Raw genomic sequence first — 24,505 nt, 5'->3', positions numbered from 1 at the left:
CAGCAATTTATTTGCTGACCTTTTTTTATGCTAGACGCTTTCACCTTGAATAAGGTTATAGCCTAAATCCACCTTAGGACTGGTGGTTAATGTCCCTTGTAAACGTTGAATCAGCAGATCCGCACTGGTTGCGCCGATTTCATACCTTGGCGTTTTTATACTACTTAATCTTGGACGGATAGCCTGCCCTAGATCTAATGCGTTATAACCGATAACCGACAATTGTGTTGGAACCTCTATGCCACGCTGTTGTGCGCTTAATATCGTCCCTATTGCGATATCATCATTGGTACAAAACACCCCATCCAGATCTGGGTAAGTATGTAACGCTTTATCCAACAAAGCAGAACTTAATAAAGAGCTTGAGCGTTCTGTTGTTAATATATGTTTTAATTCTAAACCCGCCTCTTGCAAAGCTTTGTCATAGCCTTGCATGCGTAATTTAGTACGGGTATCCAGACGAGCACCAAAATAAGCAATGGATTTCCTGCCCGCGTTAATCAGTGTTTTTACTGCCATATAAGCGGCTTGGGCATGATCCATCCCAACCGCAATATCAATGGGATTATCAGGAAGTTCCATGGTTTCAACAACGGGTACATTGGCATTTTTTATCATCTGCAATGTGCGTTTAGTATGATGGCTCTCCGTCAAAATAAGGCCGTCTACTTGATAGGCGAGCAAAGACGCTATTTTGCGTTCTTCTTCATCTTCATCATAACCAAAGTGAGCAATTAAAATTTCATAGCCTCGCTCTTTTGTAACCTTTTCAACCCCTTGCACAAAAGAAGCAAATATTTGGTTAGAAAGAGAAGGAAGCAATACACCGATGGCTTTGCTCGATGATTTTGACAGCATAGCCGGAGCTCGGTTTTCTATATATCCGATATCTTCTAATGCTTGTGCAATTTTTTGACCGGTCTTTTCCGCTACCGATTCGGGGTTACGCAAATAACGAGATACCGTCATTTTTGTTATGCCCACTAAATCCGCGACGTCTTGTAGGGTCGGTCTGTTTTTTTTCGAAGGAGGTGTCATAGCAAGGGATAAATTTTAATATTATGCCTTCATTATGACCAATACCCCATAGTCACACAATATGCGTGCCAGTGAAAATCGGTACTATATTGAAAAAGAATGGCTTAAGCATGTAAGGAGCCTTTTAATACGCTAATAATTCACGGCTAACTGTCCCCTATTTCGCTATGTGTGGCTAAAGGATAAATAACGACACAACTCATTAAGATGGCAACCTGCACGCATATACCATATATTGCTACCTAATCGCGCCTCACGGATATTAAGCCACATCATGACCTGCACAAGCATCAAAAATAATGAGTCCGTAAGCCAAGTTTTTTGGCGCTTTACTATTCCCTCAGTGGCCGCAATGCTGATCAATGGGCTCTATCAAATTATCGATGGTATTTTTGTAGGGCATTACGTTGGCTATGCCGGTCTTGCTGGCATCAATATGGCTTGGCCAATCATTGCTACTATTATGGGGTTCGGTATTCTAGTTGGCATGGGTGCAGGCACCCTTATGTCTATTTCTCGAGGAGAACAGCAACCTCAACAAGCCAGCAGTGCATTACAAACAGCCATTGGTTTAAGCTTACTTTTTTCTGTTATATCCATGCCTATTGTCGCGATTTGGGGGCGAGAATTACTGATACTGCAAGGGGCCGCAGGAGACTCTCTGACCCATGGCTACGATTACATCTATGTTTTTATTTATAGCGCGCCTATGGCGATATTTTCCGCTGTCATTCCAATGTTGGTACGCAACGATAATAGCCCCAAAATAGCCACAGCTCTCACTATACTGGGAGCATTACTCAATATAGCCTTAGACTACCTTTATCTGGGCATTCTTCATCAAGGCTTACAGGGGGCCGCTATTGCTACGGCTATATCACAATTCGTAGTGACACTATTAGGAGTGATCTATTTTATTTCTCATCAGGGGGAAATTCGACTCACCAGCTTAAAATTCAATCTCAATAAAGCATGGCGGATTGTTCAGTTAGGTGCATCAAGCATGCTGATGTTTGCCTACTTTTCGTTTGTCATTGCATTGCATAACCGATTGCTCATGACATACGGCAGTGATCTTCATGTTGGAGCCTTTGCCATCATTGGCTACCTTGCCACTATGTACTACTTATTTGCCGAAGGTATTGCCGCAGGAATGCAGCCACCGGTGAGTTACGATTTTGGAGAAAAACGATACCCACGTATTAAAGGGACACTGTGGTTGGCCATTAAAGTGGTATTTATCTCAGGTATCACCACTGTCGTAGTGCTAAATGTGTTCCCTGAGTTTTTTATCTCTTGGTTTAGCGATTCTAATCACGAATTAATCGCCGTGACTATTTCCGGTATGCGTTTGCACACCTGCGCCCTGTATCTTGATGGACTGTTATTTTTAGCTTCGGTGTACTTTATGGCCGTAGGTAAAGCAAGAAAAGCCATGTTTGTATCTCTGGGAAACATGGCCGTACAATTGCCTTTCCTCTATTTTGTGCCTCAATGGCTTGGCGTTGATGGCGTGTGGTTGGCCGTGCCTTTATCAAATTTAGCACTCACTTTGATCGTAGCGCCTATGCTGTATAAAGATATTATGACGCTAATCAACCAACCACAGCACACAGAGGCGCTACTCACTCACACCCCATAGTATGGCCTTATAAAGATTGTAGGTAATTCAACATACCGATAATTGCCGCCACTTGCGCACGATTACACTCATCGGCAGTAGCTTTAGCACTATCTGGATACACTTCGGTTGTCGTCGTGTATTGCGCTTTACTAAAACCTGCGCACAACCCAAGCGCCTGCAGTGGATAATTAATCACCCCATGCTGTACTACCTTTGAACCAATAATGGTTCCATCAGGATCTGCTGGGGCAATGTGTGTGACTTGTTCAACAGACTGGATAATCGCTCTTTGCATGGCTTCGCACGGGTTTTCTGTATCGCCCACGGTATAAAAGCCATCCGGTATTGAACCTTTAGTAAATACCTGCCCATCACGAGCGGCAAGGGCTGGACGAAATTCTTGTTCATCACTATCTGTTGTTTCATGCAAATCAATATGAGCGTAAACCTCAATGTTCAACTGCTGCATAAATTGCATAAGCAAGGCGGACTCTGGTGCAGGACTATTTTTAATAAAAGAGCGATTAGGATCGAGGGCATCTGGGTTCCAGCGATTAATAATTTCATACCCCCACGGAGAAACACACGGTACAACAATAAAGTTAAAATGGGCTAAGTATTGCGAAGCCGTTTCTTGCAAAAACAGTAATGCACCTTGCACCCCACTGGTTTCATACCCATGCACCCCACCTGTCACTAGCACATTGGGTTTATCGGTATTCCACTCTTTAGATTTGAAGGCAAATAAAGGGTAGCGTCCTGATGAATAGTTCAATTCACCGTATTCAATACGCTCAAACTCAGCCCCCACCGTCTTCATTTTAGATACGACCTCCTGTTGATAAGAGCGTTGGACATTACGACTGCTACGCCATTGCTGAACCTCTTTATCCGTCCATTTCTGTCCTTGTATGCCAATGGAGTAAGGGGTTACTTGATGCATGTTATTTCGCCTTCAACAAATAAATGTAGGTATACAGACTACCACAGTCACCTCCCCTTAGTTATATAAGCGACAAATGTACTTTTACTTCTTCATATATACATTTTGTAACAGTTATTAATCCGACAATAAGACAACTCAACTACAAAAACCATTGCAGTCATCAATATACCGAGTTAACTATCAACCGCCCTAGTGGGGTTCGGATATAAGTAGCCCCCGTCTCCCACCATTAACCACTTTATTCAGCCTAAGAAGTGCCCTTTCCTTACACAAAAGAGCCGAATAATCGCACTTTTTGCTCCGTTTATTTATTTCATTGTTAAAAATAAATATTTTGAGCTAAAACCTTGTTCTAAGACAATTCTATGCTGTGAACTTCCTTTATATCAGTGATAGAATCCGACGCTATAACGAAACTTTATTACATATTCTTCAGCACTATCACTGAACAATTAATGAACACCTTGTTCTTTACCCATAAGACAAACGAATAATAGTCGTGATATATGTCTACATATGACGAATTTTGTATAATCTGTCACCAAGGTTACTTGTTTATACTCTCTGAGCTTAATGTATAAGGGCTCTGTAGATTTTGTAATTTAATTACAAATGAAGTATTATAGCCGTCAGTATCCTATTTAAATTTACGTAATATTTACCGGAGAGTATTTTCCATGAAAAAGACCAAAATCGTATGTACGATTGGCCCTAAAACTGAATCTGTAGAGAAGCTAACTCAACTTGTAAATGCAGGCATGAACGTAATGCGCCTGAACTTCTCTCATGGTAACTTTGAAGAGCATGCTGGCCGTATCACTAACTTCCGTGAAGTTATGTCTACTGTAGGTAAGCAACTTGCTATCCTTCTAGATACTAAAGGTCCAGAAATCCGTACAATCAAACTAGAAGACGGTAATGACGTTGATCTAGTTGCTGGTCAAGAATTCACTTTTACTACAGACGCATCTGTAGTGGGTAACAAAGACATCGTTGCTGTAACTTACCTTGGTTTCGCAAACGACCTAACTGTTGGTAACACTATCCTAGTAGACGACGGTCTAATCGAAATGGAAGTGCTTGCTACCACTGACACTGAAGTTAAATGTAAAGTTCTTAACAACGGTGCACTAGGCGAAAACAAAGGTGTTAACCTTCCTGGCGTTTCTGTTCAGCTTCCTGCTCTTTCTGAAAAAGATAAAGCTGACCTTAAATTTGGTTGTGAGCAAGGCGTTGATTTCGTTGCTGCTTCTTTCATCCGTAAAGAAGAAGACGTTAAAGAAATCCGTGAGCTTCTAAATGCTAACGGTGGCGAAAACATCCACATCATCTCTAAGATCGAGAACCAAGAAGGTGTTGATAACTTTGACGCTATCCTTGAAGCTTCTGACGGCATCATGGTTGCTCGTGGCGATCTAGGTGTTGAAATCCCAGCAGAAGAAGTTATCTTCGCTCAAAAAATGATGATTGAAAAATGTAACCGTGCTCGTAAAACGGTTATCACTGCAACTCAAATGCTTGATTCTATGATTCAAAACCCACGTCCAACTCGCGCTGAAGCGGGTGACGTTGCTAACGCAATCATGGATGGTACTGATGCAGTAATGCTTTCTGGCGAAACAGCTAAAGGTAAATACCCTGTTGAAGCAGTAACTATCATGGCTCAAATTGCTAACCGTACTGACGGCGCACTTAAAGCTGAACTAGGTTCTCGCCTAGATAGCCCACGTCTACGTATCACTGAAGCGGTATGTAAAGGTGCTGTTGATACTGCTGAGAAACTGGCTGCTCCTCTTATCATCGTTGCAACTGAAGGTGGTAAATCAGCTCGTTCAGTACGTAAGTACTTCCCAACAGCAAACATTGTAGCGCTAACGAATAACCCTAAAACAGCTGCACAACTTGTGCTAACTAAAGGCGTTCGTCCAGTTCTTGTTGAGTCTATCAACAACACTGATGAGTTCTACAAAAACGGTAAAGAGTACGCTCTTGGCGCTGGTTTTGGTAAGAAAGGCGACATCGTAGTTATGGTTTCTGGTGCTCTAGTTGCTTCAGGTACTACTAACACTGCATCTGTACACGTACTATAATTTGTAGTTCGATTCAGATACAAAAAAGAGAGCCTATGGCTCTCTTTTTTTATGTCTCTAATAAGAAAATAACTCTCGGCGATGCGTATTCATCAACAGGACCAAAGGTAAAAAGTAGATGGTATTAAGCGTCATAGCCATAATAAGCAAACCACCAACAACAACTCGAACAAGTGCATTTTTCAACATACAGCGCCTCTATATGATAACGAAGTGACCGATTCCCTGCGTCTTACTTTGCAATACTTTATATACCAATCGCACTCAATAACGGGTCATTCTAGCTTGTTAAAATACTCGATAACTGCGTTAGAATTTTTGATTGTAGAATAACGATTTATCGAAAAATTCTGCCCTGTTTTCGAGCGTTTTTCCTGCGCTATTTCTGATCACTTACTTAGTGTGATTAATGGAATTATTCCACTACAGGTACTGTATCGTTCAAAAATCCATCACGCAATGCTATTTGTATGACTTTTTGTTTCAGCTCTAATTTTTAATAAAAAAAACCACCTCTAACTATAGAGATGGTTTCAATGTATTGTTTGCTTTCAAAAGCTTAGCTAACACGCTTAAGTTTCAATAACCCTTAACTACTTAAACAAAAACTAAGCTTTCAGTGCTCTCTCACCTCGAGCAATACCGACAACGCCACTTCGGGCCACTTCAATGACATCAGTAATCTCAGAAATAGCTTGAATAAAAGCATCCAGCTTATCACTGGTTCCCGCAAGTTGAACTGTGTATTGAGATGCGGTGACATCCACAATTTGACCACGGAAAATATCCGCCGTTCGCTTCACCTCAGCACGAGCAAATCCCGATGCTTTGAGTTTCACCATCATCAATTCACGCTCAATAAAATCAGACTCAGTCACTTCTTGAACTTTCAGTACATCAATAAGCTTATGCAGTTGCTTTTGAATTTGCTCAAGTTGCAATTCGTCTGTTTCGGTGGTGATGTTCAAACGAGAAAGGGTTTCATCATCGGTAGGAGAAACCGTTAATGATTCAATGTTATAGCCGCGCTGAGAGAACAAACCAACAACGCGAGACAGTGACCCTGGTTGGTTTTCCATAAGTAGTGAAATGATATGTCTCATATTATGTTCTCTCCGTCTTGCTTAACCACATACTATCCATGCCCTCACCTTTCACCTGCATTGGATATACGTGCTCTGTTTCATCTACACTAATGTCTACAAATACCAAACGATCTTTCAAATCAAGTGCTTTTTGCAAACCGGACTCTAACTCATCAGGAGATGAGATACGGATACCCACATGCCCATAAGCTTCTGCTATAGCGGCAAAATCAGGTACGGATGTCATGTATGAATTGGAATGGCGCCCTTCATAAATAATGTCTTGCCACTGCTTGACCATGCCGAGGAAACGATTGTTTAAGTTAATGATCTTAACTGGGATACCGTATTGCAATGCCGTTGAAAGCTCTTGAATATTCATTTGAATACTGCCATCACCGGTCACCACAACCACCTCTTCTTCAGGGTGAGCAAACTTAACCCCCATCCCCGCAGGTAAACCAAAGCCCATGGTGCCTAATCCACCAGAGTTAATCCAACGACGAGATTGTTTAAAGGGATAGTACAGCGCCGCAAACATTTGGTGCTGACCAACATCAGAGGCCACATAAGCATCACCATCTGTCAACTTATGCAGTGTTTCGATAACCTGTTGTGGTTTGATTTTTTCTGGCGATTTTTCATAAGCTAAGCAGTTACGATCTCGCCAAGTTTGAATCTCACTCCACCAACTATCTATAGCCTGTTTATCATTATCACCCTCTTGGTTCTCTAACAGTGACACCATGCATTGCAGCACTTTATCCGCAGAGCCCACTATGGGTAGATCAGCGCGTACATTTTTTGATACCGATGAAGGATCAATATCAATATGAATAACTTTGGCGTTAGGACAATACTTCTCTAAATTATTGGTTGTTCTGTCATCAAATCGCACTCCTACACCAAAAATAAGATCCGCATTGTGCATAGCCATATTGGCTTCATAGGTACCATGCATACCTAACATGCCTAAGGAATTACGATGCATTCCAGGGAAAGCACCTAAGCCCATAAGAGTACTGACTACGGGTAAGTTTAGCTTCTCAGATAAGTTAAGAAGATACTGGTCAGATTCAGAAATGACTGCGCCACCCCCTACATATAACACAGGCTTTTTGGCTTCTAGCAGGGCTTTTAGTGCCTTTTTAATTTGCCCTTTATGTCCAGAGGTAGTCGGATTATAAGAGCGCATCTTGATGGTTTCTGGGTATTGATACGGCAGTTTGATTTGCGGGTTCATGATGTCTTTGGGTACATCAATAACCACGGGACCCGGTCGTCCTGTTGAGGCAATAAAAAAGGCTTTTTTGACCGTTTCCGCGATATCTTCGGCTCGCTTGACTAAAAAACTATGTTTTACAATTGGTCGAGATACCCCAACGATGTCACACTCTTGAAATGCGTCATTACCAATAAGGTTGTTAGGCACGTTTCCTGAGATCACAATCATTGGGATTGAATCCATATAGGCGGTTGCGATACCGGTGACTGTATTTGTAGCACCGGGACCTGAACACACCAGTACTACGCCGGGCTTACCCGTTGAACGAGCATAGCCATCAGCCATATGTGTAGCGGCTTGCTCATGACGTACTAATACATGTTTTATTTTGTCCGTTTTTGCATGCAGAGCATCATAAATATCCAGAACGGAACCACCAGGGTAACCAAAGATCTGCTCTACTTGTTCCTCGATCAAGGACTGGACGATCATTTCTGCGCCAGATAACATTTCCATCTTATTTCTCCTTACCATAAACAACTAAATTTGGTCCATTAAGCTGTTTGGTTTCACATAGCTAGGTCTTATTTTTAGCCTAAACAATCCTATCCCTTACTGAATAACGCCATCCTATGAAATTATTCAACTGTTCTACTATGTCCTTACCCTGCCATAGCAGAGGTAAGATAACCTTTCCACCATACCGTTTTTTCCCTGCTACTGTCCATGTCAAAAAACACATATTGATAACAAAATTAATATCCAACTTATTTAATGACAATGACTTACCCTATCAAACACAGTCAATTTATTAACATAATTAATGCATTTGCCCTCAACTACAAAAGGAAAAGCTTCTAACAACGGTGACTTAGCGCCTCTAAATGAGCGTTTCTTTTCTTTGCATACAAAAAAGCCCGCAAACTCAATAAAGTTGCGGGCTTTTTTCGACAGTTTAGCGAAGATTATTTTTTCGGCTTGGCTTTTACTTTTCCAGCCTCGTCATACATTTCATCAATTTCTTGTTGATAACGATCATTAATAACCTTACGACGCAATTTTTGTGTTGGGGTTAACTCCCCTTTCTCCATCGAGAAGGCTTTAGGTAAAAGCTTAAATTTTTTCACTTGTTCAAATTTAGCGAGATTCTGCTGCAACTCGGCTACGCGAGATTCTAGCATCTCAACAATTTGGCTATGCTTAAGTAGCTCTACTTTATCGTGATACTTAATATTGAGTTCTTTGGCATACACTTCTAGCGCTTCATAGCTCGGCACTATTAACGCTGAAACAAATTTACGAGTATCTGCAATCACCGCAATTTGTTCTATAAAGTGGTCCTTACCAATAGCCCCTTCTACCACTTGTGGCGCAATGTACTTCCCGCCTGAGGTTTTCATCAACTCTTTAATACGGTCGGTAATATATAGGTTACCTTGTTCGTCAAAATGGCCAGCATCACCCGTTTTCAAAAAGCCATTTTCATCAAATGTTTTCGCTGTTTCTTCTGGTAGTTTGTAGTAACCACGCATCACCATTGGACCACGAACTAAAATCTCATTATTTTCGCCAATTTTAACCTGTGCTCCAGGCATAGAAGTACCAATGGAATCAGGATTGAACGCAGGCTCATCCCAACATGATACTGTTGCCGTCGTCTCAGTCATGCCGTAACCCAATTTCACATTCAAACCTAACGCATGAAAAAAGCGACCAATAGTTTCATCAAGCTTAGCGCCACCACAAGGCATCATAGTGATATTTCCGCCTAATAAAGCTCGTAGCTTACTCAATACTAACTTATCCGCTAGATTGTGGCTTTTCTTCAACAAATAAGACGGTGAGCGTTGTTCTTGTTTACATAATGCTACACGTGCTCCCATGTTCACCGCCCAAGTAAACATGGCTTTTTTGATCACGGATGAGTGCGATACTTTTTCATGAATGGCTGAGAAAATTTTCTCGTAAAAACGAGGAACAGCACACATAACCGTCGGTTTCACTTCCCCAAGGGCATCTCGCACTTGCATAGTGTCCTCAAGGTACGCGTTAGTAGCTCCAGTAAACAATACAAACATTGTCCATGCTCTCTCAAAAACATGAGAAAGAGGCAAGAAACACAAAGACACATCATCTTTGCTTAAACTAAGTCGTGCTACGTGCCCCTCTAATTGGGAGGCAAAGTTAGCGTAATCCAACATGACGCCTTTAGGCTGGCCTGTTGTACCTGAGGTATAAATAAGAGTCACAAGATCGTCAAAATTTGCATCGCTAATGCGCTGTGCAAATTGCTCTTTTAATAACGCGCTATTGGTTTGCTCTGTTGTAGCAACAAAATCATCCCAAGACACACTAAAATCATTATCAGCAAGCTGGATGCTGTCACACATTGCCACAATCAGTTGCAGTTGTTCACACTGATCAAAGATAGACACTGACACATCATATTGCTCTTGTTCCCCAACGAACAAAACCTTAACGTCAGCATTTTGAATCACATACGCCGATTGATCCGCTGTATTGGTTGAGTAGATAGGAACGGTAACGATACGAGCTTGCAAAGAACCAATATCTGCCATAGTCCATTTAGGCATGTTATTGGCGTAGATACCGATCTTATCCTGAACATTCAGTCCTTGAGCCAAAAGTGCCATTGATACAGCATCCATTTGCTGTCCAAATTGAGACCAAGAAATGCCTTGCCATGCACCTGTTTTTTTATTTTTGTGCTTAAGTGCTATGCGGCTTCCTCCATCAACAACCTGTTGGCGAACTTTTTTTACAATGTGGAATTCTGAAATGGACATAAACCTCTACCTTTTGGCTTACACGTGTAAGCTGAATAAGCGCAACAGTTTACCTATGAGCATATAAAACGCAATTCGAATAAGCGTTAGATTATGCAAAATTGGATATAGGTCGGATTTTTCAATACTGGTAAGAGTAGTTACGATATGCACTAAAGCAAAAAACACCATTTTATGGTGCTTTTTGCTGGTATAAATGAAAGTTATGAATAGCTAGTTTGGTTATTCTTGTTTGAACACATCATCACACACTGCGATTAACTGCTCACACATCCAAGTATGAGCCTCATCGTTTTGGCGAGATTCATGCCATGTTAAATACGTTTTAATGTTAGCTTGCTCTCCAGGGAATGGCATCGCATGAACACCAATACTTGCTGGGAAAACATCTTTAATCCAACGAGGTACCACACACACTAATTCTGACCGTGCTGTAACCTCAATCAAATTGCCCAATGTGCTGCCTCTATAAGATGAGTTTACCTGCAAATCTTTATAAATGATCTGGTTAAAATTCATAACATCACTTGTTGAAGACAGTATGGCATGCTGCTCTAGCAACAATTGCTCCATAGACAATGAGGTCTTATTCGCAAAGCGAGGATGATTCTTTGCACAGATGACAACCAACTCATCACTAAATATCTCCGTACTCACAAAGCCGGCTTTATCAAAATGGGTATAGCCGATAACAAAATCAATTTCTTGCTGCAGTAATTGACTTTGCAACGATATTCCACCTAAAGAGTCTAAATTTAGTTTTACATTTGGGGCTTTTTTGGCCGTATTTTTAATCAGCTCAGGAGCCAAGCGCACATCGTTTGGAGTACCGATGGCAATGGAAAACGTACCACTTGAAGTGGCAGGATCAAACAGTGAACCTGGCAACTCATTTCTCACCAATTGCAATGCTTGACGTACCGGAACAAATAATTGTCTCGCGCGCAAAGTCGGTGATATGCCACGACCTTGACGCATAAATAAATCATCTTTAAACATCACTTTTAAGCGTGAAACCGCGTTACTTACTGCTGGTTGAGACATGTTTAGATTATGGGCGGCACGAGTGATATTTTGCTCCTGCATAACAGCATCAAATACCGTTAATAAATTAAGGTCAATACCACGTAAAGTAGTTCCTTGGTGAACAACAGGTTGCTGCCAATCAGATGAATTACTCGTTAACATGTACTCTTCTCTCTATCAGTTAGCTATTCGTGTATTTAGTCATTTCAGCCAAAACTCTTCACAATAAACAAAGAGCTCGAGCACAAACCAAGCGACGAATCATCAGCGGGATGAATAATCAGTAACGCCAATATGTTTCAAATCACCACCATTGAACAGACCTATTGATAAAGAATCAGTAGATTTTAGCTAAAACCCAAAACCACCCATACAAAACAACAACTTAAAGCACATCTAAAAAAACATAAATGATAATTTATGATAAATAATTAGCTAAAATCATCATTGCAACTCATTAATCTACATTTGACACATCTTAACACCTGATATATTTGACCAATAATAGGGACGAGAAGCCCAGCGTACTATCAATCAAATAAATGAGTTATATGGCTAGGGAAGTTGACTTTTTTCCACAGTTGCTGGCTCAAAAGTTCTTGTTGATCCCAGTTACCTTGCAACACCCAATCCGAAATGGCTCCGGCGACATCTGGGTAGTGTACAGGGTCAGGTTTAGGCTCCCCTAACCATTGGCGAATCGTACTCGCCTCTAATTCTAGCATTGCACTACCTAAGCCAAGATACTCTAAAGTAGCAACATTACTCTGCTGTTCAAACTGCCCATCAAGAGGCTTTAACAATAACTTTTTCCCTAGAGACAAAGCCTCAGAGGGCAATTCAAATCCCCCATTGGCGATAACTCCCTGACAACGAGTGAGGTCTCGTTGAAATTCCGTAAAAGACAAAGGACGAAACTGCAAATTACCAACGTCATCAGCATCCCGAACTTCAGGGTGGTAACAACGAAACGAATGACCAGAAAAACGCTTTAGCAACTGCGCGACTTGCTTTAAGTCTTCAAAAGGAAGGTACACCAAAATAAAGTCCTCTTCCTCTACTCCCTGCATATCACACGTATGAACAATGGGAGGCAAAATGGGTTGCTCAAAGTGATGCCAGTGCAAACCAATTTGATAATCTGAAGGGGCAAAATGATGAATGATGGTTTTATCCAGCAAACTATAGCCTTTCTTTGGCACCTGAAATCGAAACGCATTTTGGTGACTAATACCGATACATGGGATGTCATTTCTTTTGGCGGCCCATGCACTAATGGGTTCAAAGTCATTTAAAACAAGATCATAATCCGTCACATTTAGGGTGTTGATATCTTGTACCAGTTCAACCACATTATTGTTCTTCATGGTCTTAATGTAATCCACCTTTCCTTGATGTGAATTAAAGGAAAGACCCGCAAAAGAACGGTAATCATCGAATGCATCCATAGAGAAATACTTTGCTTTCTCTCTTCCTGAAAAAACAAAGTCTACTTGCACACCATCCCTGTTTTTTAGGGACTCTGCCATTGCTCGCGCTCGCGCAATATGGCCGTTTCCGGTGCCTTGAACTCCATATAATATTTTCATACTAGCCTCCAACAATCATCATTGCAGCAACAGCACTTGCCAGACCGAGTAATACTCCAGCCACAATATCACTGAAGAAATGCACTCCGAGCAAGATGCGCGACAGAGCAATAAGCGCCGCCCATGTAATGGCTATTACCGCCAAGCTAGGAAAAAAAGCATAAATTAAGGTTGCCATAATTGTGGCAGCAGCAGTATGTCCTGACGGCATGCTGTACTTATCAGAGGGTTCTATGAAGTTATTGATTCGTGATGATAAATTATGAGGTCTACGGCGACGGAAACTATTTTTCGCCAGCCAATAAATGGGCAATTCAAAAATAAAGGCCACTAAACCGCAACTAAGAAACATCCCACCTAACACTGGGTCAGCCATATACACTATCAGCGCTATAGCCACATACAGATGCCCATCTCCTGAGTGAGATATGGCACGGCTCAGCAAACTCACTTGATTGGCGTATCTGTGCTCTAAGAAAAATAACGAAAATGCGAGATCAAAACGAACAATAGGGTTAAATCGTTGTACACCACGACCATCTAAATCAAAACTACTCATGCGCCCTCCCTGCCAACTTCCTTAATTTGTTTATACCAAACTAAGGAAATTAAATGACAAGAGAGTGACGTTTTGAGTGATATCAAGTTACATTTTGAACATGTTTTTATGTACTCGACTCACCCCTTATTGCTTGTTATGAACGAGGGAGTTTTTCGTGCTTAGCTATTTTGCCAAAGTCCGCCAATATTGCGTAAGCACACGGCACCATAAACAGCACCAACACCGTGGAAGCAAAAATACCGAACACGATAGAAATAACCAAAGGCTGAATAACTTGTGCCTGTAAACTGGTCTCTAACAACAGTGGTAACAACCCAGCGGCTGTTGTTAACGAGGTAATAAACACAGCACGAAAACGCTCTCTACTGGCCTTAACCACCGCATCACGCACCTCATCTCCATCATCCACATGGAAACGAATATACTGCACAAGCAGTATGGAATCGTTCACTACAATCCCCGCCAAAGACACAAACCCCATGATACTTGGCATACTCATGTTATGCCCAAGTAAGAAGTGTCCCCAGATAACGCCAATAAACGCTAAAGGAATGGCTAGCATCACCACAAAGGGTTCGAGGTAGCTGCGAAATTGAAAACTTAAGATAGCAAACACGCCAAATAGCCCCACTAAAAAGCCCTTGCCCATTGAAGAACTGGTTTTCGCGGTGTCTTTAGATTCCCCTTCAAAATCAATTCGAATGCCGGGGTATTTCTGCTGTAACTTAGGTAACTCTTGGGTTCTAAATTTATTTATGATCTCACCAGAGCTTGCCTTAGCGGTGTCGAGATCGCTAAATACCGCCACCGTTCTCATACCGTTAATGCGCTGAATACGCACGTAATTACGCTGAAATTCAAAGCTCGCAATTGTCGCTAACGGTATTTGAGCCCCATCGGGCATAATAATCGGGAAGTTGGCTAAGCGCTCTAAGTTACCGGCTTCTTTTTTATCTAGGCGAACCTCAATTTTTATGTTTTCCACGCCCAACTGAATTTCGTCCGCCGTATCACCATAAAAAGCGGCCCGCAGTTGACTGGCAATCATCTGTCCATTCACCCCAAACGTCTCCGCTCCAGGGCGCAACTTGACCAACACCTCTTCCTTACCCATGCGCATGTCATCTAGCACCCCATGCACGCCATCAAACTCATTTAAATAAGATTGAACATCGATGGACGCTGATTTGAGTGACTCAAGATCATCATGCTGCAAACGAATTTCTAAAGCTCGTCCTCCAGGGCCCATAGTAGGCTGTTTAAAGACCAGAGAAATAGGCGCAGCAATGTCACCAACATCCGCTCGCCAAGCATCAATAAATTCATCTAATCGCGTATTACGTTGCTCCGCACCGAGTAAATCTAAACGCACTGTGGCAATGTGTGGACCCGATTCATTCGCATCGGCATTAGTATTAAAACTGGCCGTAATATGCTGAATAAGCGGTACACCATTCTCCACTTTCTCCGTCCACTCTTTATCGAGTTTTTCCGCAGATTTAACCAAACGGTCAACGACAATTTCTGTCTGGTTGAGTGACGAGCCTGGAGGTAAAATAATGCGCGCTTCAGCAATATCTCCATCGAGATCGGGGAAGGGAACAAATTTCAAATGTCCCCCTGCGAGTAGCGATATCGAAACCAATAACGCGGCAACCACTGAGCCCATAAATAAATAACGATACTCTACCGCCTTATCTACAGCGCGCACTAAAGTGCCATTGCGAAATGCTTCGAACTTAGCTAAGAAGACCGTTTTAAATTTAAGATCTGGACGCTCTTTTTTGCGGCTGTGCATCGAGTGTGCTAAGTGATGTGGCAATATTAAAAAAGCCTCAACTAAGCTTAAACTCAACACCAAGATCAATACTTGAGGAACCGCTTGCAGTACGGCACCCATCTCTCCATCGAGAAACAGTAAGCTACCAAAAATACACACAGTGGTTAAAAATGAAGACACCACCCCAGGTAGTACTTTTTTCACACCGTTGTACACCGCATCGTCTATCTCCTCCCCTTTATCTAAATGAGAGGCAATGGACTCGGCAATCACAATGGCATCATCCATCATAATACCAATGGCCATCAGCAAACCGACTAGCGACATGATATTAATTGAGATCCCTAAATTGGCCATCAGGAAAATACCGCCAAGAAAGGCGACAGGAAGGCCAGCTGCCACCCAAAATGAGTAACGTAAACTAAAGAATAACCACATGGTTGCAAAGACTAAGGTAATCCCTTGCCAACCATTGCTCACCATCATAGTCAAACGATCCCAAAGCACAGAAGAGAGATCATTGGTCATACTGATTGTGACGCCATCTGGAGCGATTGCGCGCTGATCGTTAACAAAACGGACCACATCATCTTTGATCCTTAATGCATCGTCTTCCTTATTTTTACTGACTTTCAATATGGCCGATGGCTTGCCATCAAATAGTACTTTCTGCTCATCTAATTCAAAACGGTCAGTAATCGTCGCCACATCACGTAAGCGCACCAAGGAACCATTGGGCCCTGAGCCCACCACTATATTTTCTAACTGTTGTGGCGTTATTCGTCGCTCATCAAAGCGAATTAATAAGTTTTTATCCGGTGTTTCCACATTACCACTGGGCAATTTTACGTTTTGCTTGCCAATTTGCGCCGCAATATCACTGACATTTAACCCCAGTTGACGCATCACATAGGAGTTCAGTTCCACTCGATATTGATGATCGGAGAAGCCCGAAACATCCACAAGGGAAACGCCATAATCCAGCTTCATGATGCGTTTTAATTTTTCTGCGTAAGCTTTTAATTCTGGCCAACTGGTATCTGCAGTAATCGCCACGTCAACCACAGGTTCATTCCAGTCAAGCTCCTGCACTATTGGTGATTCGATTTCATCTGGAAAATCATTAATGGAATTAATCTGAGTCTGCACATCCACCAGCATGCGGCCAATGTCTGCTGAACTATTTAACTTTAATGTTAGTCTTGCGCTCCCTTCTAGTGCTTCACAGGTGGTTTCTTCAATATTAGACAAACCATCCACTGCGTCTTCCATACGCACACATAGGCTCTCTTCCACTTCCATGGGCGAGGCACCAGGATAAACGATCGTTGCCATGATATAAGGGGGAGAAAACTCAGGAAACGTCTCTCTTTTGATGCTAGGTAAAGAGAGTACGCCCACCAAGAAAATGAGTAACATTAATAAGTTAGCGGCTGTCGGGTGCCTTGCAAAAAAACGAATCACGACTCAACCTCCAACACTGGTGAAGGGGTATTTAGCGCCTCTAATTTCAATGACATCCCAGGTATTGCAGGCAATAGGTCATTTAAAATCAAGCTATCGCCACTCGAGATATCCCCTTGGATGATCACTTTTTGATCTCGTCGATACAAAATTGTCACTGGCAAAATTGTTAATTTATTATCCTTAAACAGATACACTTTATCCCCGTGCAATGCACGCTCAGGAACGACCCATTCAGGAGACTCTTCACCCTCAATGCTAGCTCGAACTAACATACCTGACACGATAGGAGCAAGACTGGCCGAGGTCATTTTCGTATAGTCTTGCGCCACTTCTAAAATCACGCCAACCGTCGCTTGAATAGGATCGATAGAATCACTGACTCTAGCTACTTTGGCTGGCCATACGGCCTTAAAGCTACCGCTAGATAATGTTACTTGTGCTTTTAAGTGTGAAATACTCGGCAATGGTGAGCCAACGGCATCACGCTCGTCACTGTGAATACTTTGCGTGAGTAACTGCATGTCATGAATGGATAACTGCGCTTCCACTTCCATAACGTCTAAACCTTGAGCCGTGATCATTTCTTGCTGCATATTCACCACTTGATTTAATTCAACATCAACCGAAGATATGCGTAAATCACGAGGCAGTACGATTTTGGTTTTATCTAGCGCACGTTCTGCTTCCTGTACCTTAGCGCGATTCACCTTAACTAGAGCTTGTGCTACTTTTCTCTCATCGGGATATAACGTCATTTCATTTTCTATATCCTGAACCAGTTTTTTCTGGGCTAGGTACGTTTGTTGCTGAGCATCTACATCAGATTGAGACGAGAGTTTTTTTCTCCGTAAATCTTGAATACGTTGCCACTCTGTATTGGCCAATTCGAGACGATTTTTTTCGATTTTAAGGCTGTTCTTATTATTGCTGTTTTGCAAGGCTAGCTTTTTCAACTGAGTCTCACTGGAGCTGAGATCTGCCTGAGCTTGAATCAACTTTAACTGATAATCCAAAGGGTCAATTCTTAATACTTCCGTTCCCTTAGGTAGTATCTTACCTCGCTCCAGATCAGGATGGCGATACACCACTTTACCGGACACTTCAGCAATGGCTTTCCACTCAAACTTAGGCGAAACTTGCCCAAAACCTATCACTTCTGGCGCAATGGCTACGGGCTTCATCGTCATCACTTCTACCGACTTAGACCTGTCCCCCGCTGGCTTAGTTGGCACCTCTGGGCGAGTTTCTATCATGATGAATAATACAATAATCCCAATAGCTACAGCTGGGAAAAAAAGCAGTTTACGATTAAGTTTCATGGATTAAAGTCCTTGATCTAGAGCGGTTTTCTCAAGCATTCCTGATGATATTACACTCAGATTATGTTGCAGCATCTCTTCAAGAAAAGAAGGAGTAAGTTCGATGTTGTGCTTCGCAAGCACAATAGGGGGTGCAATATATGGAAACATTAACATACTTATAAATGTCAGCTTACACTTTTTAATATCCAGATCCGCGCGCAGTGTTTTTCCATCGTGTAACGCAAAAAATACCTCGTCACTAATAGTGGATGTGAGTTGGTCAAATAACTTCTCAGTCAGTTGCCTTTGCACATCGGAAGAAGGAAGCGTCATGATACGAATAAGCATCCGAGGGAATTCCAAATCCTGACTCATCACTTGATAGTGAGCACGCATAATCCCCTCTAATGAATGCGCGCTGGGCTTTTTATTATGCAAGTGCATACTCTCAATAATGGGCGTCATAGCAGAGGTAATCATGGCCTCAAACAAGCCTTCCTTGCTGCCAAAGTAATACCTTATCATTGCAGAATTCACACCGGCTTTTTCCGCAATCAAACGTGTGGACACTTTTTCATAAGCCATACAACTAAATAAGTGTTTAGCACTTGTGATCAAATGCTCTCTCGCTGCTGTTTTCGCCACTGGGCGACCGACCTTTCTTGACATGAGCGTTGACACCACGCAATTAATTACTCATTTGATTAATTATAATTGCATAGGTATAAGAATATAAATGAGTTAAATTAATCAATTATGCTAAAAGTGATTAATTTAGCATATTCAATGGTTTATTTAATTAATAAGCATTACTTATATGAATAGTAACAATTGCTTTCAAGAAATCTTCACTTTCCTCTTGACGTTTATAGGTAAATTGCGGTACTAATTTGTTAACTTATTTGGTGGATTATTTTTTTAATATGAAATTTAACATTTTAACCTCTCTGCTCCTCCTCCTGATCGTGACATAAACACGCGGGTTGCTAGTGGATGAGAAAAAACCACCAAGATGAACAAGAACCCGCAATTAGAATGCGGGTTTTTTTGTACTAAAAATTTATCACAACGATGGAAAAAGGATGCCAACATGAGCGATAAAGTCATTATCTTTGACACTACCCTACGAGATGGCGAACAGGCTCTTTCTGCAAGCCTTACCGTCAAAGAAAAACTGCAAATTGCCTACGCTCTTGAACGCTTAGGTGTAGATGTTATTGAAGCCGGCTTTCCCATTTCTTCGCCAGGCGACTTTGAGTCAGTACAGGCCATTGCAAAACATATTAAAAACAGTCGCATTTGTGGGTTAGCACGTGCGGTAGCCAAAGATATTGATGCTGCGGCTGAAGCGCTAAAAGTTGCAGACCAATTCCGCATTCACACCTTTATTTCCACCTCCACAATTCACGTTCAAGACAAGCTACGTCGTAGCTACGACGATGTGATTGAAATGGGGGTCAATGCCGTTAAGCATGCGCGTAATTACACGGATGATGTCGAGTTTTCTTGTGAGGATGCAGGTCGCACCCCTATTGATAATCTATGTCGTATGGTCGAAGCCGCTATCAATGCCGGTGCAAATACTATCAATATCCCTGATACCGTAGGCTACACAGTACCTAACGAGTTTGGTGGCATAATCGCAACACTGTTTAATCGTGTTCCTAACATTGATAAAGCCATTATTTCCGTACACTGCCATGATGACTTGGGTATGTCCGTTGCCAACTCTATTGCCGCAGTGCAGGCCGGTGCCCGTCAAATTGAAGGCACTATGAATGGCATTGGTGAGCGAGCAGGAAACTGCTCTTTAGAAGAAGTGGCGATGATCATTAAGACTCGCGATAAATTCCTAGGCGTTAACACCAACCTGAAACACGATGAAATTCATCGTACCAGTAAATTGGTCTCTCAATTGTGCAACATGCCAGTGCAAGCAAACAAAGCGATTGTCGGAGCCAATGCCTTTAGTCACTCTTCTGGTATCCACCAAGATGGCATGCTAAAAAATAAGAACACTTATGAGATCATGACTCCCGAGTCAATAGGTCTTAAAAACCAAGCGCTTAACCTTACCAGTCGCTCTGGACGCGCAGCGGTAAAAAGCCACATGGACAGCATGGGCTACAAGGAAGAAGAGTATAACCTAGATACCTTATACGCCGATTTCTTAAAATTGGCTGACCGCAAAGGTCAAGTCTTCGACTATGACCTAGAAGCCTTAATGCACTTCGCCAACCTACGTGACGAAGATGACTTCTTTAAGTTGAACTACCTTAGCGTTCAATCAGGCAGCGTAATGGCCACTACTAGCATCAAATTGCAGTGTGGTGACGAAGAAAAATGCGAAGCGGCGGTGGGTAATGGTCCTGTGGATGCTCTATACCAATGCATCTATCGCTTAACGGGCTATGACATTGTTCTAGATAAGTTTGACCTAACTGCCAAAGGCGAAGGGGAAGATGGTCTAGGTCAAGCGGACATCATCGCTAACTATAAAGGCCGTAAATATCATGGTACAGGACTTGCTACTGATATTGTTGAAGCCTCTGGTCAAGCACTACTTCACGTAATCAATAGCGTTCATCGAGCCGATCAAATCGAAGAGATGAAACAAAAAAGAAAAACAGCAACCGTTTAAATCCGTACTCCCTTTAGCGATAACAATAAAGGGAGGCACAAACAATAATATTAAGGAAGACCATTTCATGGCAGATAAATCTTACAAGATCGCCGTTTTGCCCGGTGACGGTATTGGCCCAGAAGTAATGCAACAAGCCCATAAGGTTCTGAATGCAATCGAAAGTAAGCATTCACTTAAATTTGAGCGTAGCGAGTTTGATGTAGGTGGCATAGCTATCGATAATCACGGTTCACCACTGCCTCAATCAACACTGGATGGCTGTGAAGCCGCTGATGCTATCTTATTTGGTTCTGTTGGTGGTCCAAAGTGGGAAAACCTTCCCCCTGATGACCAACCAGAACGTGGGGCTTTACTTCCTCTTCGTAAGCATTTTCAGCTATTTTGCAACCTGCGCCCAGCACAAATTCATAAAGGCTTACAAGGCTTCTCACCATTGCGTGCTGATATTTCAGATCGCGGTTTCGATATCGTAGTCGTTCGTGAATTAACCGGTGGCATTTACTTTGGTCAACCAAAAGGTCGCGAAGGGGAAGGCGCTAATGAGAAAGCTTTTGATACTGAAGTGTATCACCGCTACGAAATTGAACGTATTGCTCGCATTGCTTTTGAATCAGCACGCTTACGTAACAAAAACGTCTATTCCATCGATAAAGCCAATGTTCTACAAAGCTCTATTCTTTGGCGTGAAGTCGTAGAAGAAGTCTCTAAAGAGTACCCTGATGTAGAACTGAACCACATGTACATTGATAACGCGACCATGCAATTAATCAAGGATCCATCGCAATTTGACATCATGCTGTGTTCCAACATCTTCGGTGACATCATCTCCGATGAGTGCGCCATGATCACAGGTTCAATGGGTATGCTGCCTTCTGCTAGCCTAAACGAAAGTAACTTTGGTCTATACGAACCTGCTGGCGGTAGTGCTCCTGATATTGCGGGTAAAAACATTGCTAACCCTGTGGCACAAATTCTATCAGCCGCACTGATGCTACGTTACAGCTTAGGTGAAGAAGCGGCGGCAAAAGATATTGAACAAGCCGTATCTTTTGCCTTAGCAGCCGGTGAACTTACCGCAGATTTAGCGGGTAACCAACCAGCACTGACCACTTCTGAGATGGGTGATAAAATCGCGCAGTACGTGATTAACTCTTAATAAATGGATAGATTAATTCCCCCAAGCACTTTCTGATTGGGGGAAGTAAGGAAGCAATAATGGCTAAAACTTTATACGAAAAAATCTACGATGCTCATATTGCGGTGGAAGCGGCAGGTGAAAACCCTATCTTGTACATCGATCGACATTTAGTGCACGAAGTGACCTCACCACAAGCATTTGATGGTTTGCGTGAAAAAGGACGTCGCGTTCGTCAAACAAGCAAAACGTTTGCCACTATGGATCACAACGTATCGACCACCACTAAAGACATCAATGCCTCCGGTGAAATGGCTCGCATTCAGATGGAGACACTCTCTCACAACTGTGCTGAGTTTGGGGTACGCCTGTACGATCTTAACAGTCAATATCAAGGCATTGTTCACGTTATGGGACCTGAGCTAGGCATTACCCTACCTGGCATGACCATTGTTTGTGGGGACTCACATACCGCCACTCACGGTGCTTTTGGTTCTATTGCCTTTGGTATTGGTACTTCTGAAGTGGAACATGTTCTTGCCACCCAAACCCTAAAACAATCACGTGCTAAAACCATGAAAATTGAGGTCAAAGGGAAAGTGGCTAACGGCATTACCGCCAAAGACATCGTATTGGCAATTATTGGCAAAACAACCGCTGCTGGCGGTACAGGCTACGTTGTCGAATTCTGTGGCGAAGCCATTACTGACCTTTCGATGGAAGGGCGTATGACGGTCTGTAATATGGCGATTGAGCTAGGTGCTAAAGCCGGCCTTGTTGCTCCAGACCAAACCACCTTTGATTATATCAAAGGACGTAAATTCGCTCCTAGTGGCAATGACTGGAATGACGCAGTTGAATATTGGTCAAGCTTGAAATCAGATGATGACGCCCAGTTTGATGCTGTGGTGACGTTAGATGCTACTGAAATCAAACCTCAAGTGACCTGGGGAACAAACCCTGGACAAGTGATCTCTGTGGATACGCCAATTCCTAACCCTGACAGCTTTACCGACCCTGTAGAAAAAGCCTCTGCCGAGAAAGCGTTAGCTTATATGGGGCTAGAAGCAGGAAAATCACTTTCTGACTACCCTGTAGACAAAGTATTTGTCGGCTCTTGTACTAACTCTCGCATCGAAGATATGCGCGCTGCGGCAAAAGTGGCGCAAGGACGTCAAGTAGCAAGTCATGTTCAAGCCTTGATTGTACCTGGTTCAGAGCAAGTAAAAGCACAAGCCGAAGCCGAAGGACTCGATAAAATCTTTATCGAAGCAGGCTTTGAATGGCGTCTACCTGGCTGTTCTATGTGTCTCGCTATGAACAATGACCGTTTGGGGCCAAAGGAGCGCTGCGCTTCCACCAGCAATCGTAACTTTGAAGGTCGCCAAGGTCGTGAAGGTCGTACTCACCTAGTTAGCCCTGCAATGGCGGCGGCGGCGGCTATCGCGGGTCACTTCGTTGATATTCGTTCTTTTGAACAACAATAAGAGGAAATAACATGTCAGGTTTTCAACAACACACAGGCTTAGTCGTTCCTCTTGATATCGCCAATATTGATACCGATGCCATCATTCCAAAGCAGTTCCTACAAAAAGTGACTCGCACAGGTTTTGGTCAGCATTTATTCCATGACTGGCGCTTTTTAGATGATGCCGGTCAACAGCCAAACCCAGAATTTGTTATGAATGAACCTCGTTTTCAAGGGGCAAGTATTCTATTAGCTCGTGAAAATTTTGGTTGTGGTTCTTCTCGTGAACACGCACCTTGGGCACTGGCCGATTACGGCATTCAGGTTATGATCGCTCCTAGCTTTGCGGACATTTTTTACGGTAACTCCATCAATAACCAGATGGTTCCCGTTCGTTTAACTGAAGCTGAAGTGGATGAGATATTCAATTTTGTTACGTCAAATGAAGGGGCAGAGATCACCGTTGATCTTGAGGCAATGACCGTAACGGCAAACGATAAAACATACCGTTTTGCAATCGATGAGTTCCGTCGTCACTGCCTATTAAATGGTTTGGACAATATTGGCCTAACTCTGCAGCACGCTGATAAAATTTCACAATATGAGCAAAAGATCCCCGCATTTATGCGTTAATCGTCATTTTTTGAAATAGAATTTACCGTGAAAAGGTCTTGTTAATACAAGGCCTTTTTTATTTCTATTCCTGTCTACCTTGGCG

General features: G+C 42.5%; 18 protein-coding genes. 6 read left to right on the top strand and 12 right to left on the bottom strand.

The features are described 5' to 3' along the window. Positions 1-30 precede the first annotated feature (30 nt). Positions 31-1,038: a LacI family DNA-binding transcriptional regulator gene (locus OCU56_RS01495; protein WP_261873833.1), complete on the bottom strand. Its 1,008-nt coding sequence runs from the start codon at positions 1,036-1,038 to the stop codon at positions 31-33. A 274-nt stretch (positions 1,039-1,312) separates the two neighbouring features. On the opposite strand from OCU56_RS01495, the gene OCU56_RS01490 reads away from it, so the two are divergent. Beyond that, a complete protein-coding gene (locus OCU56_RS01490) occupies positions 1,313-2,680 on the top strand; it encodes an MATE family efflux transporter (protein ID WP_261873832.1) in 1,368 nt (455 codons plus the stop codon). 7 nt (positions 2,681-2,687) lie between these two features. On the opposite strand, the gene OCU56_RS01485 is transcribed toward OCU56_RS01490, so the two are convergent. Further along, positions 2,688-3,605 (bottom strand): M14 family metallopeptidase, encoded by a 918-nt coding sequence (locus OCU56_RS01485; protein ID WP_261873831.1) that lies wholly within the window; start codon positions 3,603-3,605, stop codon positions 2,688-2,690. 680 nt (positions 3,606-4,285) lie between these two features. Between OCU56_RS01485 and pykF the strand changes: the two genes are divergently transcribed. Next, entirely contained in the window at positions 4,286-5,698 is a 1,413-nt protein-coding gene (gene pykF, locus OCU56_RS01480; RefSeq protein ID WP_261873830.1) for a pyruvate kinase PykF, read from the top strand. A gap of 57 nt (positions 5,699-5,755) precedes the next feature. Here the strand turns inward: pykF and OCU56_RS01475 are convergent, their stop codons facing one another. The 10 genes from OCU56_RS01475 to OCU56_RS01430 all read right to left on the bottom strand — a co-directional run bounded on the left by OCU56_RS01475 (position 5,756) and on the right by OCU56_RS01430 (position 19,185). Then, positions 5,756-5,887 carry a hypothetical protein gene (locus tag OCU56_RS01475; RefSeq protein ID WP_261873829.1) on the bottom strand — a complete coding sequence of 44 codons (132 nt, stop codon included), beginning with the start codon at positions 5,885-5,887 and terminating at the stop codon, positions 5,756-5,758. Between the two features lie 419 nt (positions 5,888-6,306). Continuing rightward, positions 6,307-6,801, bottom strand: a complete 495-nt coding sequence (gene ilvN / locus OCU56_RS01470) for an acetolactate synthase small subunit (protein WP_261873828.1) — start codon at positions 6,799-6,801, stop codon at positions 6,307-6,309. Between the two features lies 1 nt (position 6,802). Beyond that, positions 6,803-8,524, bottom strand: a complete 1,722-nt coding sequence (locus OCU56_RS01465) for an acetolactate synthase 3 large subunit (RefSeq protein WP_261873827.1) — start codon at positions 8,522-8,524, stop codon at positions 6,803-6,805. Positions 8,525-8,973: 449 nt separating this feature from the next. Then, complete coding sequence (locus tag OCU56_RS01460) at positions 8,974-10,815, bottom strand: AMP-dependent synthetase/ligase (protein WP_261873826.1); 1,842 nt, start codon at positions 10,813-10,815, stop codon at positions 8,974-8,976. 222 nt (positions 10,816-11,037) lie between these two features. Further along, positions 11,038-12,003 (bottom strand): transcriptional regulator LeuO, encoded by a 966-nt coding sequence (gene leuO / locus OCU56_RS01455; RefSeq protein WP_261873825.1) that lies wholly within the window; start codon positions 12,001-12,003, stop codon positions 11,038-11,040. Between the two features lie 368 nt (positions 12,004-12,371). After that, on the bottom strand, positions 12,372-13,430 hold the full coding sequence (locus OCU56_RS01450; RefSeq protein ID WP_261873824.1) for an MJ1255/VC2487 family glycosyltransferase: 1,059 nt from the start codon (positions 13,428-13,430) through the stop codon (positions 12,372-12,374). A gap of 1 nt (position 13,431) precedes the next feature. After that, complete coding sequence (locus OCU56_RS01445) at positions 13,432-13,989, bottom strand: phosphatase PAP2 family protein (protein WP_261873823.1); 558 nt, start codon at positions 13,987-13,989, stop codon at positions 13,432-13,434. 136 nt (positions 13,990-14,125) lie between these two features. Continuing rightward, positions 14,126-17,236 (bottom strand): efflux RND transporter permease subunit, encoded by a 3,111-nt coding sequence (locus OCU56_RS01440; protein ID WP_261873822.1) that lies wholly within the window; start codon positions 17,234-17,236, stop codon positions 14,126-14,128. After that, a complete protein-coding gene (locus tag OCU56_RS01435) occupies positions 17,233-18,558 on the bottom strand; it encodes an efflux RND transporter periplasmic adaptor subunit (protein ID WP_261873821.1) in 1,326 nt (441 codons plus the stop codon). The genes OCU56_RS01440 and OCU56_RS01435 overlap by 4 nt, the downstream gene beginning before the upstream one ends. A 3-nt stretch (positions 18,559-18,561) precedes the next feature. Continuing rightward, on the bottom strand, positions 18,562-19,185 hold the full coding sequence (locus OCU56_RS01430; RefSeq protein ID WP_261873820.1) for a TetR/AcrR family transcriptional regulator: 624 nt from the start codon (positions 19,183-19,185) through the stop codon (positions 18,562-18,564). Positions 19,186-19,630: 445 nt separating this feature from the next. Between OCU56_RS01430 and leuA the strand changes: the two genes are divergently transcribed. The 4 genes from leuA (at position 19,631) to leuD (ending at position 24,420) form a co-directional block, all read left to right on the top strand. After that, positions 19,631-21,181: a 2-isopropylmalate synthase gene (leuA, locus tag OCU56_RS01425; protein ID WP_261873819.1), complete on the top strand. Its 1,551-nt coding sequence runs from the start codon at positions 19,631-19,633 to the stop codon at positions 21,179-21,181. Positions 21,182-21,248: 67 nt separating this feature from the next. Beyond that, positions 21,249-22,340, top strand: a complete 1,092-nt coding sequence (gene leuB / locus OCU56_RS01420; RefSeq protein WP_261873818.1) for a 3-isopropylmalate dehydrogenase — start codon at positions 21,249-21,251, stop codon at positions 22,338-22,340. A 59-nt stretch (positions 22,341-22,399) separates the two neighbouring features. Further along, the gene (leuC, locus tag OCU56_RS01415) at positions 22,400-23,806 is read left to right on the top strand and encodes a 3-isopropylmalate dehydratase large subunit (RefSeq protein ID WP_261873817.1); all 1,407 of its coding nucleotides are present in this window, start codon (positions 22,400-22,402) and stop codon (positions 23,804-23,806) included. A gap of 11 nt (positions 23,807-23,817) precedes the next feature. Beyond that, positions 23,818-24,420, top strand: coding sequence for a 3-isopropylmalate dehydratase small subunit (leuD, locus tag OCU56_RS01410; protein ID WP_261873816.1), 603 nt, complete (start codon positions 23,818-23,820; stop codon positions 24,418-24,420). Positions 24,421-24,505 lie beyond the last annotated feature (85 nt).

This window comes from Vibrio rarus (assembly GCF_024347075.1).
Lineage (GTDB): Bacteria > Pseudomonadota > Gammaproteobacteria > Enterobacterales > Vibrionaceae > Vibrio > Vibrio rarus.
Note: the sequence above shows the minus strand (reverse complement) of the source record. Positions and strands in the feature narration are given on the sequence as shown.